Source organism: Mycobacterium sp. 852013-50091_SCH5140682 (assembly GCF_001665685.1).
Classification (GTDB): domain Bacteria; phylum Actinomycetota; class Actinomycetes; order Mycobacteriales; family Mycobacteriaceae; genus Mycobacterium.
Genome location: NZ_LZTB01000094.1, coordinates 1 through 17,469 on the forward strand (window position 1 = coordinate 1; position 17,469 = coordinate 17,469).

16 protein-coding genes and 3 pseudogenes are annotated in these 17,469 nt (G+C 62.1%); 9 read left to right on the top strand and 10 right to left on the bottom strand.

Annotated features, from left to right (window positions below; translation table 11 throughout):
* From A5784_RS37755 to A5784_RS39320, 5 genes and pseudogenes are all read right to left on the bottom strand, one after another.
* On the bottom strand, nt 1-143 hold a 143-nt coding region (locus A5784_RS37755; protein WP_156750737.1), incomplete at its 3' end, for a lycopene cyclase family protein.
* Nucleotides 144-321: 178 nt separating this feature from the next.
* Complete coding sequence (locus A5784_RS23725; RefSeq protein ID WP_064947331.1) at nt 322-1,845, bottom strand: APC family permease; 1,524 nt, start codon at nt 1,843-1,845, stop codon at nt 322-324.
* 12 nt (nt 1,846-1,857) lie between these two features.
* Nucleotides 1,858-3,360, bottom strand: a complete 1,503-nt coding sequence (locus A5784_RS23730; RefSeq protein WP_064947332.1) for an aldehyde dehydrogenase family protein — start codon at nt 3,358-3,360, stop codon at nt 1,858-1,860.
* Between the two features lie 525 nt (nt 3,361-3,885).
* A complete protein-coding gene (locus A5784_RS23735; RefSeq protein WP_232006227.1) occupies nt 3,886-4,950 on the bottom strand; it encodes an NAD(P)/FAD-dependent oxidoreductase in 1,065 nt (354 codons plus the stop codon).
* A 46-nt stretch (nt 4,951-4,996) separates the two neighbouring features.
* A pseudogene (locus A5784_RS39320) lies at nt 4,997-5,494 on the bottom strand (MFS transporter); the annotation flags it as partial.
* 450 nt (nt 5,495-5,944) lie between these two features.
* On the opposite strand from A5784_RS39320, the pseudogene A5784_RS38850 reads away from it, so the two are divergent.
* The 3 genes and pseudogenes from A5784_RS38850 to A5784_RS39870 all read left to right on the top strand — a co-directional run.
* Nucleotides 5,945-6,071: pseudogene (locus A5784_RS38850) on the top strand (IS21-like element ISAau2 family helper ATPase IstB); the annotation flags it as partial.
* A 427-nt stretch (nt 6,072-6,498) separates the two neighbouring features.
* Complete coding sequence (locus A5784_RS37770) at nt 6,499-7,566, top strand: HAD-IIA family hydrolase (protein ID WP_082945040.1); 1,068 nt, start codon at nt 6,499-6,501, stop codon at nt 7,564-7,566.
* A 265-nt stretch (nt 7,567-7,831) separates the two neighbouring features.
* A complete protein-coding gene (locus tag A5784_RS39870; RefSeq protein WP_197514854.1) occupies nt 7,832-8,467 on the top strand; it encodes an HAD family hydrolase in 636 nt (211 codons plus the stop codon).
* On the opposite strand, the gene A5784_RS23745 is transcribed toward A5784_RS39870, so the two are convergent.
* From A5784_RS23745 to rpe, 3 genes are read right to left on the bottom strand one after another with little or no spacing between them, the layout of a single operon-like run.
* Entirely contained in the window at nt 8,389-9,213 is an 825-nt protein-coding gene (locus A5784_RS23745; RefSeq protein WP_353651917.1) for an HAD-IA family hydrolase, read from the bottom strand. The genes A5784_RS39870 and A5784_RS23745 overlap by 79 nt on opposite strands.
* On the bottom strand, nt 9,179-11,239 hold the full coding sequence (tkt, locus tag A5784_RS23750; protein ID WP_064947336.1) for a transketolase: 2,061 nt from the start codon (nt 11,237-11,239) through the stop codon (nt 9,179-9,181). Before tkt ends, A5784_RS23745 begins: the two co-directional genes overlap by 35 nt.
* Nucleotides 11,236-11,922 carry a ribulose-phosphate 3-epimerase gene (rpe, locus tag A5784_RS23755; protein ID WP_082945042.1) on the bottom strand — a complete coding sequence of 229 codons (687 nt, stop codon included), beginning with the start codon at nt 11,920-11,922 and terminating at the stop codon, nt 11,236-11,238. The genes tkt and rpe overlap by 4 nt, the downstream gene beginning before the upstream one ends.
* A 142-nt stretch (nt 11,923-12,064) precedes the next feature.
* Here rpe and A5784_RS23760 point away from each other — a divergent pair, with 142 nt between their 5' ends.
* Together A5784_RS23760 and A5784_RS23765 are read left to right on the top strand one after the other, a co-directional pair.
* Nucleotides 12,065-12,733, top strand: coding sequence for a response regulator (locus A5784_RS23760; protein ID WP_064947337.1), 669 nt, complete (start codon nt 12,065-12,067; stop codon nt 12,731-12,733).
* On the top strand, nt 12,730-13,974 hold the full coding sequence (locus A5784_RS23765; protein ID WP_064947338.1) for a GAF domain-containing sensor histidine kinase: 1,245 nt from the start codon (nt 12,730-12,732) through the stop codon (nt 13,972-13,974). Before A5784_RS23760 ends, A5784_RS23765 begins: the two co-directional genes overlap by 4 nt.
* Here A5784_RS23765 and A5784_RS23770 read toward each other — a convergent pair.
* Nucleotides 13,971-14,360, bottom strand: a complete 390-nt coding sequence (locus A5784_RS23770; protein ID WP_064947339.1) for a BlaI/MecI/CopY family transcriptional regulator — start codon at nt 14,358-14,360, stop codon at nt 13,971-13,973. The two genes, A5784_RS23765 and A5784_RS23770, sit on opposite strands and share 4 nt — an antisense overlap.
* 213 nt (nt 14,361-14,573) lie before the next feature.
* Between A5784_RS23770 and cbbX the strand changes: the two genes are divergently transcribed.
* The 3 genes from cbbX to usfY all read left to right on the top strand — a co-directional run bounded on the left by cbbX (nt 14,574) and on the right by usfY (nt 16,851).
* Complete coding sequence (gene cbbX / locus A5784_RS23775) at nt 14,574-15,575, top strand: CbbX protein (protein ID WP_197514856.1); 1,002 nt, start codon at nt 14,574-14,576, stop codon at nt 15,573-15,575.
* Complete coding sequence (locus A5784_RS23780; protein ID WP_064947341.1) at nt 15,572-16,453, top strand: LysR family transcriptional regulator; 882 nt, start codon at nt 15,572-15,574, stop codon at nt 16,451-16,453. The genes cbbX and A5784_RS23780 overlap by 4 nt, the downstream gene beginning before the upstream one ends.
* A gap of 83 nt (nt 16,454-16,536) precedes the next feature.
* Entirely contained in the window at nt 16,537-16,851 is a 315-nt protein-coding gene (gene usfY / locus A5784_RS23785) for a protein UsfY (protein WP_064947342.1), read from the top strand.
* A gap of 6 nt (nt 16,852-16,857) precedes the next feature.
* On the opposite strand, the gene A5784_RS39875 is transcribed toward usfY, so the two are convergent.
* On the bottom strand, nt 16,858-17,085 hold the full coding sequence (locus A5784_RS39875) for a hypothetical protein (RefSeq protein ID WP_353651918.1): 228 nt from the start codon (nt 17,083-17,085) through the stop codon (nt 16,858-16,860).
* A 293-nt stretch (nt 17,086-17,378) separates the two neighbouring features.
* Between A5784_RS39875 and A5784_RS23795 the strand changes: the two are divergent.
* A pseudogene (locus A5784_RS23795) lies at nt 17,379-17,469 on the top strand (NADH-quinone oxidoreductase subunit A); the annotation flags it as partial.

Genomic DNA, 17,469 nt, shown 5'->3' on the forward strand with positions numbered 1-17,469 from the left:
TCCGACGGGCCCGCCTCGATGAGGCACACGCTGACCGACGGGTCCTCGCTGAGCCTGGCCGCGAGAACACATCCCGCGGTGCCGCCGCCGGCGATGACGTAGTCGAACGTGTCCGTATTCGCTGCCGATTGTGTGTCAACCATGATGGGGCTACTCCTGAGATGAACTGATAAAAGGTGAAATTGGCGTCAGAAGACGCTGTCGACCTGATCTGGGACAGGAGCCCCGTCGGGTCGCAGAACGGGTCTGGTGGACCCGCAGGGTTCAGTGGGCTCCGCCGCCGATCGCACGGAACATGTTGGGGCGCTGGCAGACTGCGGCTTACTGCTTGTCCGCCGCGTGCGAGGCCAGAGTGCCGAGATGATGACGGCCCTTCAAGCCGTACCACAGCAGGCCGGATCCCAGGATGACGCCGATATAGATGAACGCGCCCCACGTGTTGTACCAAGGGTCACCGTAGATCGCAGCCCGCGGCCACGCCAGGTTGATCGCCATGCCGACACCCCACAGCACGGCGAAGATGTTGACCGGCAAGCCCCATTTGCCCATGGTGAAGTAGCCGCCTTCCTTCAGGTCCTTCGGCGGCCACTCGCCCTTCACACGCTTCTTGAGCATCGGCCCGGTCACCATCAGATACGCCAGGTAAATCATGATGATGGCAATCGATGTCAACACCGTGAACACCTTGGGCTGACCCAGATTGATCACCAGGATCAACGCCGCGATGATGCCGATCACGATGGCCGGGATGATCGGTGCCTGGGTCCTGGGGTGCACCTTGGCCAGCTTCTCGCCGAACGGAAGGGCGTTGTCCCGCGCCATCGCGAAGGTCAGCCGGATCGCCGCCGTGTGCACGGCCAGTGAGCAGACGATGACGGCCACCACGATGCAGCACAGGAAAATGGTGCCCAGCGGGCCCCACATCACCTTCTCCACGATGTACTGCAGGCTGCCCTCGGGGCTGCCCAGCAGCGGGTCGTTGAGATCCGGCGCGGACATCACGGCGAACACCAGGATCGCACCACCGATCACAAACGACGCCAAGATCGCCCGCAGGATCGCCTTGGGTGCCGTCCGGCGCGGTTCGACCGTCTCCTCGCCCAGCGAGGAGGCGGTGTCGAAGCCATACATCACGTACAGCGAGGCCACCGACGCGACCAGGAACGCGCCGAAGTAACCGCCGGGCAGGCCGACGCCGTGGCCCTGGGTGTCGAAGAACACGCTGGGACCACGCTTGATGTTGAACGCCAGGATGACCGCGATGAGCACCGCCGCGATCAGCTCGATGAACACACCGGCGCTGTTGATCATCGCCATCAGCCGGACCCCGCACGCGTTGATGACGGTGGTGAAGAGAATCATGACGGTGCCGAGCAGGATCGCGTTGCCGGCGAAGTCGTACGGTCCGGTGCCGTCGCCGATGACCTGGAAGCCGCTCCACAGTCGCGGCAGGTTCAGCTGCAGCGCCAGCACCACGGCCGAGAGCGTGACGATCGAGGCGGTCAGCATCAGCCAGCCCGAGCTCCACCCAACGATGCGGCTACCGAGCTTCTTCGACCAGTTGTACACCGACCCGGCGACCGGGTACTTGGCTGCTAGCTCCATGAAGCACAGCGCGACGGCCATCTGCCCGACGAAAACCATTGGCCACGACCACAGATACGCCGGGCCGGCATTGCCAAAACCGACATAGAAAAGCTGGAAGGTACCGGTCAGGATTGATATGTAGCTCACCCCGGCCGCGAAACTCGCGAACTTGCCGATACTGCGGTCCAAGGACTCCTTGTAGCCGAACTCATCGAGACCACCTTTGTCGCTTTCCGTATCAGTCACATTGCCAGTCATGATGTCTTGTCCCTAACCGTCGTCCCGCGTACCGAACCAGCCCGTGGGCTTCGGCGCAGTGTTTTGCCAAATATGTTTCAGTTCTTGGTATTCCGCGAGACCACTGGGCCCCAGCTCGCGGCCATTACCGGACTTTCCGAATCCGCCCCACTCCGCTGCCGGGGTGTAGTAACCGAAATCGTTCAGCCACACCGTGCCATGCCGTAGTGCGCGCACTACACGTTCGCCCCGCGCCGCATCGGAGGTCCGTACCCCCGCCGCGAGACCGTACTGCGTGTCATTGCCGAGCATGATCGCCTCGGCCTCGTCGGTGAACCGTTCCACCGTCATGATCGGACCGAAGGTCTCCTCCGACACGATCCGCATCGAACGGTCGCATCGGTCGAAAATCGTCGGCAGGAAGAAGTAACCGTCGGCCAACGCCGGATCGCTGGGGCGAGCCCCGCCGGTGATGAGCTTCGCCCCTTCGGAAATACCTAGGGCGACAAACGCTTCCATCTTTTCCAGCTGCTGCCCGGATACCAGCGGTCCGGCCTCACTACGCGGGTCGGTGCCGTCGCCTATCCGGATTTTTTCGGCTCGCTCGGCGAGCTCTGCGACGAAATCATCGGCGATCGACTCCTCGACGATCACCCGGGTGCCCGACGAACAGACCTGCCCCGAGTGCAGGAACACCCCCGTGAGGACCTGGTCCACAGCGGCGTCCCACGCGTCTCCCCTTCCGATATCGGCGAAGACGACATGCGGGTTCTTCCCGCCGAGTTCCAGGGCCACCTTGCTCACGTGCGCGGCGGCACTCCTGGCGATGTGCTGACCGGTGCTGAGGCCACCGGTGAATGAGATGAAGTCGACGTCAGGGTTGTCGGTCAGCGCCGCACCGACAGCTGCTCCGCTGCCCTGGATCAGGTTGAGCACACCGGGCTGGACGCCCGCCTCCTGTGCCAGGCGCACGAACGCAATGGTCGACAGTGGCGTCACTTCACTGGGTTTGGCCACCATGGTGCAGCCGGCAGCCAACGCCGGAGCGATCTTCCACGAGATCTGCAGCAGCGGGTAGTTCCACGGTGCGATCAGGACACACACTCCGACCGGTTCCCGCACCACCCTGCTGATCACCTCCGCGTCACCCACGTCGACCAACCGATCAGTTTGGGTCGTCACCAGCCGCGCGTAGTATCGGAACACCGAAATGACGTCATCGATGTCAATCCGGCTCTCTGCGAGGGTTTTTCCGGTGTCGGCGGTCTCAAGTTCGGCGAGCGGCTCCTTGTCACGCGCGAGCAGATCGGCGATGCGGTCGAGCAGAGCTGCGCGCTCGGAGGCCGGAGCCTTTGGCCACTCCCCGGCGTCGAACGTCGCTCTGGCCGCCGCCACCGCGGCCAGGGCGTCGTCATGGGTGGCCTCGTCGACCGTGGCGATGACGGCGCCGTTCGCGGGATTGAGGATCTCGCGCACTCCCCCGTCTGCGGCGTGGCGCCACTGTGATCCGATCAGCAGATCTGGCTCTGTGTTCAATGTTCCTTCCTCGGCTTACCGGTGAGCACCGTCTTCTTGTGACGGAACGTCACGACTGTTGAGGCTCGATGCGGAGTTGCTGATCACTGAGGTCCTTGCGCAACCCGGGCGTAGCGCCCATGGCATGTCTCCTTTTATGTCTGAGCGCGCGAAGCGGTAACTGCTCCAATGCTGTTGTGTCGCTGCGCAGAACGCTGAACGAGGCTGAAGTTCATCTGATACATCAGAAGTATATTTGAGTATTGCCAAGGCTGGGCGGTGTCTGTGAAAAGTTGCTGTTAACTCACGTGTCAGCCAGGTATCACGGACGGGCCAACTACCGAAGACTGCGTCACACGGCGTTCACAAATGCCGCGGCGAAGTAATCCCGACCGCGAAGACCACCGCCACAAACGACCCACAAACCATTGCGCGTGCGTCCCGCTACTCCCCGTGCGCCACCGCATGCCGAGCACCGCGATGTCCACGTGGATACCGACACGATCCGGCGACACTCGACCCGGACGGCAACCTCGGTTCGATTGGTTAGACGATGTTGGTCTCGCCGCGTACGGTGGTGGCGGCCGCGAAGCGATCCAGCGAGAATCCGCTGATGTCGTAGTCGGGCGTCCTGCCGTGGTAGAGGTCGCGGATGATCTCTCCTGTGGCCGGGCCCATCAGGAAACCGTGTCCGGAGTAGCCGGTGGCGATCAGCAGGCCGTCCACCTCCAAGGGTCGGTCGATGATCTGGTTGCAGTCGGGTGTGACTTCGTACAGCCCGGCCCAACCGGTCCGGATGCCGTAGTCGAGCACCGCGGGTGCGCAGCGTTCGGCGATCTCGCCGACGCCCATGAGCCAGTCGTCGAGTTCGAATTTCAGGTTGAACCCAGGCTTCTCGGCGGGATCCGACCATCCCAGCAGCAGACCGTTGCCTTCGGGATGGAAGTAGAAGTTCGACGAGAAGTCGATGGTCAGCGACGGTGAGCGGGTCGGCAGGTCGGCCAGCGGCTCGGTGAACGCGATCTGACGGCGCACCGGCGTGACGGGGATCGGGACGCCGAGCATGTCGCCGATCAGACCCGACCACGCACCGGCAGCGCACACCACGGTATTGGTGGTGATGGTGCCCAAACTCGTGACGACGCCGGTAAGGGTGTCGCCGTGCCGGGTGACGTCGAGGACCTCGCAGTGCCGGATGATGCGGGCGCCCGCGCGGCGTGCGGCCGCGGCGTAGCCCATGACGACGCACTCCGGAGTAGCCTTAGCGTCACGGGGCGACCAGCACGCCCCGACCATGTAGTCGGTACGAATGAGCGGCGAAATACACTGTGCCTCTCCGGGTTCGATGATGGCGCTGGGCACCCCGTGTCGGTTGTGGACAGCCACCTGTTCGGTGAAGTTGTCCAGGCTGGCCTGATCCGACAACAGGTACAGGTAGCCGTCGCGGCTGAAATCGATGTCCTGACCGTAAAGCTCGCTGAATTGCGCGTAGACCTCCAGGCCACGCAGTCCGATGGCGATGTTGGCGAGGTTGCTGAACGAGGCGCGCACACCGCCGGCGGCCTTGCAGGTCGATCCGGCGGCCAACTCGTCGCGTGGCAACGCAGCCACCCAGCGTGATGTTGCGTTTGCCAACGCGTTTGATGAACGGGAGGGCCAGGAAGACACCGCCGAATTCGATGACCGTGCGGCAGGTGAACAGCGTGGTGGACAAATCCTCGTCGCCGAGCACGTATTTGGCGTAGTAGGGGTAGATACCCATCAAGCTGTAGGCGGTGAATAGCAGTACGCCGAACAGGACCAGCATCAGCCAGTACTTGTTGCGCAGCAGCGAGCGTATGCCAGTGCCGACATGAAACGACTGGGCACCGATTTCCGTCTGCCCCTAATTATGTTCGTGCCCAGGCTTTCCCACCCGTTCGGTGCAGAACTTGAACGTGATGAAGAAGAGGGCGACCGCGATCGCGCCATACAGCCCGAAGGCAATGGTCCAGCTGTGAGCGTGACCGCCGGTTGCGTTCACGATGGGCATAGTCAGTGCGGCCACGGTCAAGGCACCGGAATATGCGCCGATCATCCGGTAGGTGTTCAGAACGCCGCGCTCCGCCTGGTCAATCGTGATCATCCCACTCATTAACCTTCGGCCGGTCGACATTCGAGCAGTAGCGGTCGAGGCACTCGCCGAGGTGCATGCGGGCGAGTACCTGCTGATGTTGAGGTCCTGGGCGGAACGAACTCGATGTCGAGGCCTGCGGCTGCGGCGTTCTCCGCCACCGCCGCGATGGTTGTGAATACCATGGGGTCCACGAAGATAGCGAGCGACAGATCTATGAGCACCGAGTCGGCGTCTTCGGGTGTCGCTGGACTCCACTTCTCCAGCGTTGAGGCGTTGGGAGACCGGTGCTGGTTGATGGTCGGCGGTGGCCAGAGATTCACCAGTCGATCATGGCACCGAACACCGACTCGCCAGCTTTCCCGCGGCGCGCATCGCTGCTGGCGAAACCCGTCTGACAGAAGGCGATGCGCCGCAACCGGTTCGTCGGGTCGAGCAGCGTTGCCTGGCCGACTGCGACGCTCTAGTCGATATCGATGGACCGGTGGCGCGATGGCCACCAAGACCACCGCCGCCGGCCGTGACGTGGCCGCCGAGTTGGCGTATCTGACTCGGGCGCTCAAAGCGCCCACGCTGCGCGAAAGCCGTCGAGCGCCTCGCCGAACGAGCCCGAGCAGAGGCCGCACCCGCCGCCGCGGCAAAGCCAACGCCGCCGAGGTAACTTGCCCTCGAAAGAAGGTCTGGATCAAACCCCCTCGATCGATGAACTGTTCATGAAACAATCGACACTAAGAACTCAGGCACAATCCCCTACCTCTGGCTTTTGATCTGTCGCTGAGCCAGATAGGTTTAACGTGCACTGAGCCGCGGTCGATAGTCATCTTCCACGTCGGGTCGACGCTTGTCGGTCAGTTGGGTGCCGAAATTTCTGATCTCAGCGAGGAGTCACCTTCAGTGCCGACTTCATTACCCGGACCAACATCTGCGGCTACAACGCTTCATGCCTTGAGAGTGTCGACAGCGCGACGACGTTTATGGCAGCCCGACCTCCCCCTAGTCCGCGAGAACTTCTGGGCTGTCACCGTGCCGCAGTTGAGCGTTCGCTGATGCGCTACCACCGAACATCCCGTCTTCACAACGGTGTGCGCAGTGCATCTCCTCCTGATGCGGCATGCCTGGCGCAACAGCATGATGGCCTACTACTCGACCTTGATGGCACGGTGTTTCGGGGATCGCACCCGACCGCCGGGGCTGTGGAAGTCCTCAATTCCGTTTCCAGCCGGAAGGTATTTGTTACCAACAATGCTTCCCACAGCCCCATCGCGGTGGCCGAGCACATGCGCGGCTTGGGCGTGATGGTTGAGACCGGCGACATCATCACGAGCGGTCAGAGCGCCGCGCGGCTTCTTGCGTCCGAATTACCCACTGGGTCAGCAGTTCTGGTAGTCGGAACCGATGCACTCGTCGATGAGGTTTTCAGAGTCGGCCTTCGGCCTGTGCGGACATTCGCCGACGCGCCCGTCGCCGTTGTTCAGGGACACTCCCCCCGTACCTGCTGGTCCGATTTGAATGAGGCGGCGTTAGCAATTCGCAACGGCGCGCGCTGGGTGGCCACCAATCTCGATGCGACCTTTCCGACTGGCCGAGGGATAGCGCTCGGAAACGGGTCGATGGTGGCGGCATTACGAGAAGGAACCGGTGCAACGCCGGATCTCGCGGGCAAACCCGCGCCGACTATGTTGCGAGCTATTCTGGCCCAAGGCGGATTTCGATCTGCTCTCGTAATCGGAGACCGGCTCGACACCGACATAGCCGGAGCAACGGATGCGGGCCTACCGAGCCTGCTAGTGCTGAGCGGAGTCACCGACGTCGTTGGCCTAATCCAAGCGCCGCCAGGCCATCGCCCAACATATGTTGCCGAAGACCTTCGAGGCCTCTTGGATCGCCCACCGAAGCTGAGCATCGTTCCACAACGGCCATGGCGCGTGAGCGTCGCGCCCGATAAGGTCACAGTCACTTCTTGCGCCAAGAGGGCTGATGAGCCTGACCTGTCGGTGATTCGGGCTATCACACATGCCGTCTGGTCGACAAACCTCCCCTGGGACACACTGAGAATCGTTTCGGCCGATGATGTCGCTCACAGAGCACTCCGTCTGTGGTCCCTCATTGATTGAGCGATCAGCTTCGGTATGGTCACTCTCCACTGCGTGTCGTCGTCGACCACGTGGCGGTCATTCGATGACGGCAAATTGAATTGGTCGATTATTGCTACAGCGGTTAGGCTCTCAATAGATGTGTGATCTCAATGTCGTTGCACAGCAGCAGCTTTGCTCGCATAGCACTGCGATCGGCAGTCGGGCATGCAGCGCCAATGGTCCCCTAACATACTCCCACGATTCGGCAACTCCCCCGGGTTCGGCCGGCTCACGCTGGGCGGTGATGTGGGATATGGACGGCACTCTCGTCGATACCGAGCCCCACTGGATGAACGCTCAACGTCGGCTAGCGGACCGCCACGGGATTGTCTGGACCAACGCCGACAATCTGAAAGTGGTTGGGCAGTCGATGGAATTTGTTGCCCGGACGTTGCAACAGAGTGGGGTCCAACGGTCCATATCGGCAATCATCAGATGTCTCGTCGAGGACGTTTCAGAAGCTATACAGACCAGTATCCCCTGGTTGCCTTGCGCGGAATCGCTCCTCGGCGACCTCGCTCGCTCCGGCATACCGTGCGCATTGGTTACCATGGCTCACAAGCCGATTCCACACCTCGTCGCTGCGGCGGCAGCACCTGGAACATTCGCTGCTGTCATTGCCGGTGATGATGTCGGTCGCGGAAAGCCGGACCCAGAGCCGTACCTTACAGCTGCCCGCCGGTTGAATATAGCGCCGGCTCAGTGTGTGGCAGTGGAGGATTCGCTAAGTGGCACTCTGAGCGCGGAGGCTTCGGGCATGGCTGTTGTCGTCGTCCCCGGGGTCGTGCCGGTACCTCCATCTCAAGGACGGTATTTCGTGGAGTCCCTTGCGGATTTGTCCGTCGAGAAACTGCGCGAGATCGTAGATATTGAAGCCTGAGCCGACCACCACCGGTGGTGTGCTCGCCGACAGCCGTCCGCCGTCAGGGGGTCGCACCCGTCGTATCCGGTTCGCACCTCGGCAGCGTCCCCAAAGTCTTCACCCTCGGTGTAGGAATTGCTGACGACCAGTGTGGCGATCTCGGCCGCTCGCGCAGCTGCCAGGCCCACAGCCGAATCCTCCACAGCCAGCGCGTGTTCCGGCGCCATCTGAAGTCGGCCGAGCGCCAGCAGGTAGACCTCCGGATCTGGCTTCAGCCGAGTGACCTCGTCACCGGTCACGATCACTTCGGGTACATTGCCGTCGAAGATCTGTCTGACCAGCGGTTCGACCCATCGCCGAGTTCCCGTGGTGGCCACCGCGATTTCGACACCTTGCACAGACAGACTTTCCACCAGTGCGCGCAAGCCGGGCCTGGGTACGACAGCCCCGGCAAGAATCCGTTCCCGGAAAAGCTCAGTCTTGGTCTGGTGGATGGCGGCGGCCAGCTCATCCACTCTGTCCGAGAACCCTCGGTTTCGCAGGCCGGCCGCGATCCGTCGCCGGCCGCCGGTGATTTTCAACAGCCGCCTGTACTCGTCAACGTCCCATTCGACATGCAGTCCATGCGCAGCGAATGCCTCGTTGAATGCAGGCCGATGGCCGTCCCGTTCGGTCTCGGCCAAAGTGCCGTCTACATCGAAGACTACAGCCGCGAGACGGTGAGGGTTGCTAGTCGTCAACCGCAGGCTCCTTGATCCCCGCAATGCGCGAGCCCAGACATGAGAGAGCCGCCTCGGCGATCGCACTCGCGGTCAACCCCAGGTACGCAGCGACCTGTGGACCCGGGCCACTCTCACCGAACCGCGCGATACCCACGACAGCGTCTCGGTCGCGCGCAATGGCACGCCAGCCAGTCGGTACTCCGGCTTCGATCCACACCACCGGAAGGTCGGGAAGCACTGTCGGATCGCGCAACAAGGCCTCGTCCATACGATCGCGCCACGTCACAGACAAGACGCTGGCGTGGACCCCACGGTCGGCCAGTAGATCGGCCGCCTCGAGAGCTAGGGAGACCTCGGAACCACTTGCAGCGAGCAGAACGTCGACTGCTTCGCGGGCGTCTCGAACAACCCTGAAGCCGTGTGTGCTGATAGTGGCGCAGCCGCGGTCTCCAAGGCTCGGCAGGCTCTGCCTGGTGAGAATCAAAGCTGTCGGTCCGGCCAGGTTGCGTGATGCGACGTCCCACGCTTTCGCGGTTTCAGCCGCGTCGGCCGGCCGAAGGACCGTCAAGCCCGGTATCAAACGCAATGATTCGATATGTTCGATCGGCTGATGAGTCGGTCCGTCCTCCCCGACATGGATCGAATCATGGGTGAAGACATAAATCACCGGTTGACGCATGAGGGCGGACAGTCTCAGTGCAGGACGTAGATAGTCGGCGAAGACCAGGAATGTACTGCCGAAGGGCCGCAGGCCACCATGAACGGAGATGCCATTCATGACAGCAGCCATGGCGTGCTCTCGGATGCCGAAACGAATTGTGCGACCGCCATAGTCGCCTGCCTTCACATCGCCACCCGGTATCGCGGTATTCGTCGAGGCTTCGAGATCAGCCGATCCGCCCACCATGGCCGGATAGTGCGGTGCAAGTGCGTTGAGTGCCACCCCCGATGCTTGGCGTGTCGCCATACGCTCTGTCACCATCGCACTTGTCAGCGACGTCAAGATGTCGGTGTCAGGCGGCCCCGGCACGCTGTCCAGGGGAAAGTCGACTGCCAGCTGGGGATGATCGGCGGTCCAGTTGGCGTAGGCACTCACCCACCGTTTTCGCGCCGCGGCGGCCTCTTCGGCCAGCTCGGACGTCGCCGCTCTGACAGCTTCCGGCACGTGGAAGGCGGTTGGCGGCCATTTGAAGTTTCTGCGCATAGCCGCGAGGCACTCTGCTCCCAGCGGGCTGCCATGGACTTTCGACGTACCTTCCAGCCCCGGCGCGCCGTAGCCGATCGTGGTTCGCAATTTGATGAAGGTGGGAGTCGATTCATTCGCACGGGCCTCGGTCAAGGCCTGATCGATAGCGGCGACATCGTTGCCGTCCTCGACCGAAATCGTCTGCCAACCGTATGCGGCGAACCGTGCCAACGCGTCGTCCCCGCAGCTGAGATCAGCGCGGCCGTCGATCGTGATGTTGTTGTCATCGAAGATCACTGTCAGGCGCCCGAGAGCGAGTCGTCCTGCCAGGGAAGCGGCCTCGTGGCTGATGCCCTCCATCAAGTCCCCGTCGCCGGCGAGCACCCAGACGCGGTGGTCGACGATGTTCTGGCTGACGTTTTCGTTGCACCGTGCCGCAAGCATCCGCTCAGCAAGCGCCATCCCGACAGCATTCGCCAGCCCCTGCCCGAGCGGCCCTGTGGTCGTCTCCACTCCCGGCGTGATCCCGTGTTCGGGATGCCCTGGGGTGCGCGACCCGAGCTGGCGAAACTGTGCCAACTCCGACAAAGGCAAGTCGTATCCGAAGACGTGCAACAACGCGTACAGCAACGCTGAACCATGGCCCGCCGACAGGACGAAGCGGTCCCTGTCAGGCCAACGAGGATCCGCCGGGTCGTAACGCAGGTGCCGCGACCAAAGGACCCACGCCGCGGGCGCCGCGCCAAGGGGCAGGCCGGGGTGCCCACTGTTGGCTGACTGCACGGCGTCAGCCGCCAAAAACCGCAGCGTTGTGATCGCCAGCTCATCGATCTTCGGGGTCAGCGGTCCTGTCCCGGCGGAGGTGCTCGCCGCGATACTCATTGTGACTGCAGTTCGGTGGCGGCCGCGTGGCGCAGCGCGTCTACGCGATCCTCGATGGCCCCGGGCCCGGTGAACAACGCGGAACCAGCACAGAAGACATCCGCGCCGGCGCGCGCCGCCGCACCGATCGTGGTCCCCGAGATACCGCCGTCGACCTCTAGTTCGATATCGAGTCCCCTTGAGTCCAATTCCGCTCTCGCCGAGGCGATCTTGTTCTCCATCTCCGGAAGGTACTGCTGGCCCCCGAACCCGGGGTTCACAGTCATGACCAGCAGCAGGTCGACCAGGTTGAGCACATTGGTTACTGATTCCAGCGGGGTGGACGGATTCAGCGCGACGCCAGCTCGGGCCCCGAAATCCCTGATGGTGCAGAGTGTTCTGTGCAAATGTGGGGTTGCCTCGGCATGGACGATGACAATCTCGCAGCCGGCCCCGATCCACCGAGGCAGCATGGGGTCTGGGTCCTCCACCATGAGATGTGCCTCGAATCCCATCGAGACGTGCTCACGATTGGCAGCGATGATGTCTGGGCCGAAGGTCAGGTTCGGCACAAACCGGCCGTCCATCACATCCCACTGGATCCGGTCCACCCCCGCTTTCTCCAGGCGCCGCACTTCCTGACCTAGTTCCGAAAAATCCGCGGGCAGAACTGAAGCAACGACCGTCGGCACACGTGTGTTCATCCAACCTCCTCTTTGGTTGCGGCGATGCTAAGAAGACAGCCGGAAGCTCTGTTCCCCCTGCGCGGGGGATTGATCGGGTTATATCGAGCGTCAACGGCAAAAGTTGCGTGACTGCGAGCGCGCTAGCTCCTATGGTGTGGCAATGGTGACGGCAGTCACAGGCCCCGTTCGGCTTGTATTGGTGGATGACCACGAGATGGTCATCGAGGGCCTCAAAGCGATGCTCGCCGGATTCGCGAGCAAAGTGCGGATCGTCGGCCAGTCTGTCGGCGCCGAGAACGCTGTCAACGTAGTCGAAAGCCTCGATCCTGATGTTGTGCTGTGTGATGTCCGAATGCACGGATCCAGCGGACTAGACCTGTGCTTGGCGATGCGGCAACGTGACCCCGCTCGCAAGGTCGTGATGTTGTCGGTCTATGACGACGAGCAGTACTTGTTTCAGGCATTGCGGGTCGGAGCATCTGGCTATTTGCTCAAGAGCATCAGCAGCAATGACCTGGTCCGCCAACTCGACCTCGTTCGCAGCGGTGGCAACGCGCTTGACCCGACTCTGGCGGCGCGGGCGGCTGACACTGCATCCCGATTGCAGCGCGACGAGTTCTGGCCAGGAGCCAGGCAAGGCCTGACGCAGCGGGAAAGCGAGATCCTCTCCTACATGGTTACCGGTCTGTCGAATCGCGGAATTGCCAGCAAGTTGGTTATTGGCGACGAAACCGTCAAGAGCCACTTGCGCTCGATATATCGCAAACTCGGCGTCAGCGACCGCACAGGCGCCGTCGCTACTGCCCTGCGAGAAGGCATCTACCAATGAGTAATCCGACCTTGGCAGCCACGGCCCTGCAATGGCGGCGCACCAATGCAGTGCGCGACCTAGTCGATGCGGATCGTGAACTTGCACTACTTCGACAGTTGATTCAAGCAGCCTCGCGCGGTCCCGGGGTCGAACCGCTTGCCGCGGCCGCGGCACGAATCATCACCGACGCCACCGGCACCGACGTGTGCTTGGTCCATGTACTCGACGACACCGACCGGTCGTTGACGCTGGCGGGGGCGACTCCCCCGTTCGATCATCAGGTCGGACGGATCCGCATGCCTTTGGGCACAGGGATATCCGGGTGGGTGGCCAACCATCGGCGACCCATCGTCATCACTGAGAACAAGGAGGGTGACTCCAGATACTTAGCTGTCGACTCATTGCGGGATGCTGACTTCACATCCCTTATCTCGGTTCCGATGGAGACCGACCCCGGCGGACTCGTTGGTGAGCTGACGGTATACACGGTCGATAAACGTGAATTCACTTCTAGGGACGTGGAATTGCTCTTGGTGATCGGGCGTCTGATTGCCGGGGCGCTACACCAGGCGAGACTCCATCGCCGACTGGTAGCCAGAGAACGCGCCCACGAGAACTTCGTCGAGCAAGTTATCGAAGCACAGGAGTTTGAGCGCCGCCGCCTGGCCGGGGATATTCACGACGGAATCTCCCAGCGGCTCGTCACTCTGGCCTACCGCCTCGACGCTGCCTCACAAACGATCCGTCAGCGGCCCGACGAGGCCTCCGTGCAACTCGCGGCAGCCCGCGACCTGGTCGACCTGACGCTACAAGAGGCGCGCGCAGCCATCAGCGGGCTGCGTCCACCAGTGCTCGATGATCTCGGACTGGCCGGCGGGTTGGCCAGCCTGGCGCGCTCGATACCAGGCCTGCGGATCGATGTCGACCTCGCGGATACTCGTCTTCCCGAGCACGTCGAACTGGCCTTGTATCGGATTGCTCAGGAATGCTTGCAGAATGTCGTGAAGCACGCAGATGCCACGACGGCTCGCCTGACGTTTGCCGTCAACGAAACGACTGCTCACCTCGAAATCAATGATGACGGAGTTGGTTTCGATACCCTGGACCATCCGCTGGGAGCCGAGCTAACACACGGCTATGGCCTACTCTCGATGGCGGAACGTGCGGAGCTGGTGGGTGGTCGGCTCAATATCCGCTCCCGGGTCGGCAGCGGGACTTGTGTAACCGCGACGATTCCGCTTCCGCAGGCCCGTGACTAGAGTCTCGTGTGCTTAACATCTAGTTCGGAAAGAGCACTCTGCAACATATCGACGTCATCCGTTCGTACACTTTCCACGAAGTGGAGCAAAGCAGCTCGACGGCCGCGCGGTTCCGGAACCTGGTCCAGTGCGTCGATCATCAAGTCCGCTACCAGTTCGTCGTGACCGTGCGTGGCGGAGTAACGGTGTGCCCGGCTCAGCCGATCCTGGGTGACCAACCCTTTGGCGGCCAGTCGTCGCAGTACCGTCATGACTGTGGTGTAGGCGAGCTGGCGTCGCACCGACAACGCAGCATGCACCTGTCGCACGGTCTGCGGCTCAGATGTTGACCAGAGGTGGTCCATGACATGACGTTCAAGCTTTCCCAACGCTCGCCAGTTACCCATGTGCCACGCTCCTGCCGACCAATCACAATCCGCGCACATTGGACGGTACCGACCGCAACGCGGCCGTGACGTCCCCGATATGGTGGGCTGGCAGGGTGAAACTGAACCGTTCACTTGATTGACTTGCGCCGATTGTCAATGGACGCATTGACTTTCTAGTGGCACCATTCAGGGCATGTCGGACGAATCCAGCACCGCGGCGGTCGATCGCTGATGAGTATGCCTATCGCCGAATCGTCTCGGAAGTCGTTTGGTTTCAACCCGAGTCGAACTCTCGGCCCACAACTCGAAGACGAACCCTCCGCAACAGATCACATCCTGCCTCCCGACGCCACAGTAGATCTCGCGAAAGCCCGTATCGATGCCGGCATCGATACGGTCATCGCCAACCTTGATTCGGAACTGGTCGGGCTGGCACCGGTCAAGACCCGGATCGCCGAGATCGCAGCACTGTTGCTCGTTGACCGAATGCGTTCGCGATACGGGATAGCGGCGCCACAGCCCACACTGCATATGTGCTTCACCGGCAATCCAGGGACCGGCAAGACGACTGTCGCGCTTCGGATGGCCGATCTGCTGTACAGGCTGGGCTATCTCAGACGGGGCCACCTGGTCAGTGTGACGCGGGACGACCTCGTCGGCGAATACATCGGCCACACTGCACCAAAGACCAAAGAGGTGATCAAGCGGGCGATGGGCGGTGTGTTGTTCATCGACGAGGCCTACTACTTGTACAAGGTGGAGAACGAACGCGACTACGGCGCTGAGGCAATCGAGATTCTGCTCCAGGTGATGGAAAACAATCGTGACGACCTCGTGGTCATACTTGCCGGCTACGCAGACAAGATGGACCAGTTCTTTTCAGCAAACCCGGGCATGCAAAGCCGCATTGCCCACCACATATCGTTCCCGGATTACACCGTGCCCGAACTAGAGCAGATCGCCACGCTGATGACCGGCCAGCTGGGCTACACGCTGTCTGCGGGCGGTCAAGACGCACTACGCCGTTACCTTGAGCGCCGAATCGACCAACCATGGTTCGCAAATGCTCGTAGCGTGCGCAACGCGATGGAGCGGGCAAGGCTGCGCCACGCCTGGCGACTCGTCGAGGAGCCGCACGCTTCAGTAGATCTCAGGGCTCTCACGACTATCGAAGCCGCAGACCTTCTCACCAGCCGCGTATTCGATGACGGCCAGTCGAAGGCCGCCCAGTGACGACCAACGCCCGCCTGCGGGCACTGGTCGAGCTTGCCGACACCGGGTCCGTGCGCGGGGCGGCAGAGCGGCTGGTGGTGACCGAATCGGCGATCTCTTCGGCCCTGGCGAGCTTGAGCGCCGAAGTCGGCGTTCCGCTGATTGATCGTCAGGGTCGTGGAGTGCGGCTCACACCAGCCGGCATTCGCTACGTCGACTACGCACGGAAGATCCTCGGACTGCATCACGAGGCTCTGCTCGCGGCTCGCGGCGAAGTCGATCCTGACCACGGGTCCATCCGTTTGGCTGCGGTGACCACTGCCGGTGAGCTTCTCATCCCAGCACTACTCGCATCCTTTACGGCCAAGTACCCCGGTGTCGACTGCAAGCTCGAAGTAGCTTCCCGGAAAGCGATCTGGCCGATGCTCGCCGACCACGAGGCCGATGTTGTTGTCGCCGGTCGTCCACCGAGTACCCTCGATCAAATCCGAGTTCGTGCAGTCAGCCCCAATACACTTGTTGTCGTGGGCCCACCCGAATCGGCGCAGCGATTCGATCCAGCCCAGGCAACATGGCTTCTTCGCGAATCTGGTTCGGGTACCCGTGCGACCACGGCAACGTTGCTGGACGAACTTGAAATCAGCCCACCCCAGATGGTGCTGGGATCACACGGAGCAGTGGTAGCCGCAGCTGTTGCTGGTCTCGGCGTGACACTCGTATCGCGGCAGGCCGTGAACCGAGAACTTGTCTCAGGATCCTTGGCTGAGATCCCGGTTAACGGAACACCATTGAACCGTCCGTGGCACATCGTGACGCAAGCAGCAAGTACAGGCTCCACGGAGCTGCTCGTCACCCATCTACTCGCGCATCGCGACCTTGGTTGGCGCGCTGTGCGGTGACTCCACCCGGCACGCCCCCCAGAACGGGGATGGGTGAGGGCGACTGTCGGATTACCTCTTCAACTATCGACCGAGGAGGCATCATGGCAAGTACACGCGATCCCATCGACCACTTCCGCACTACACAACATCATGCCGGCGAATCGTTCATCGACATCTACTGCTGGCCCGGCCTGCTGTCCATTGCGCTCGGCGTCATTTCCCTGATCGGATCTATCGCGTCGGCGGCCTATCAGCACCACGAATGGGTGCCGACCACTGCCATCGTCGGCGCCCTCGCGTTAGGCGGCGGTGTCAGTTGGCTGGTAATCGAACATCACAGAGTGCTTCGCATCGAACAGCGTTGGAATACGCAGCATCCCTGCCAATACACCGAACGCCACCAGCTGCCGCAATGATCACTGTCAGACGACCAATCTGCTACGCAGTAGTGGCACGATCGCGTCCCTGAGCGCGAGAGCGTCAAACGCACGTGGCGCCACAGCCTCAACGCCGGCCCAGCAAGCCAGCCACGCGTCGACCGGCCGCGCCATGAGCACCACAATTGGCGGGCATTGCAGGAGTTCATCTTTCAGTTGTTTGGCCAGTCCGATACCCCCTGCCGGCGATGCCTCGCCATCGAGGATCGCCACGTCGACGTCCCCGCTCTCCATTGTCTCGATGAGGGCGAATTGAGTTGCGGTATTGGTGAATTGAACGGGTGGTCCACTTCGGTCCGGCAGTGACCCGAGAGCTTGCGCCACACTGTTCCGAAGGTGCGCGTCACTGCTGTACACGACTACGCGGAGCGGGGCGTAGCAGCTTGTCCGACTTGATTGTTGTATCACGAGGCGAATGTTAGCGATCGCACCCTCTGCGGTGTATCCCCTTGTCCTTCCCCCAAATTGGGGTGCTTGACCGTCGATTCCGTCGGCAGTGTGGCCCTATGAGTCCTTATGTGCCCATTCTGGTTCTCGGCGCGATCGCGGCTGTGTTCGCGGTCGGCTCGGTGGGCATCGCCCTCGTCATCGGGCCGC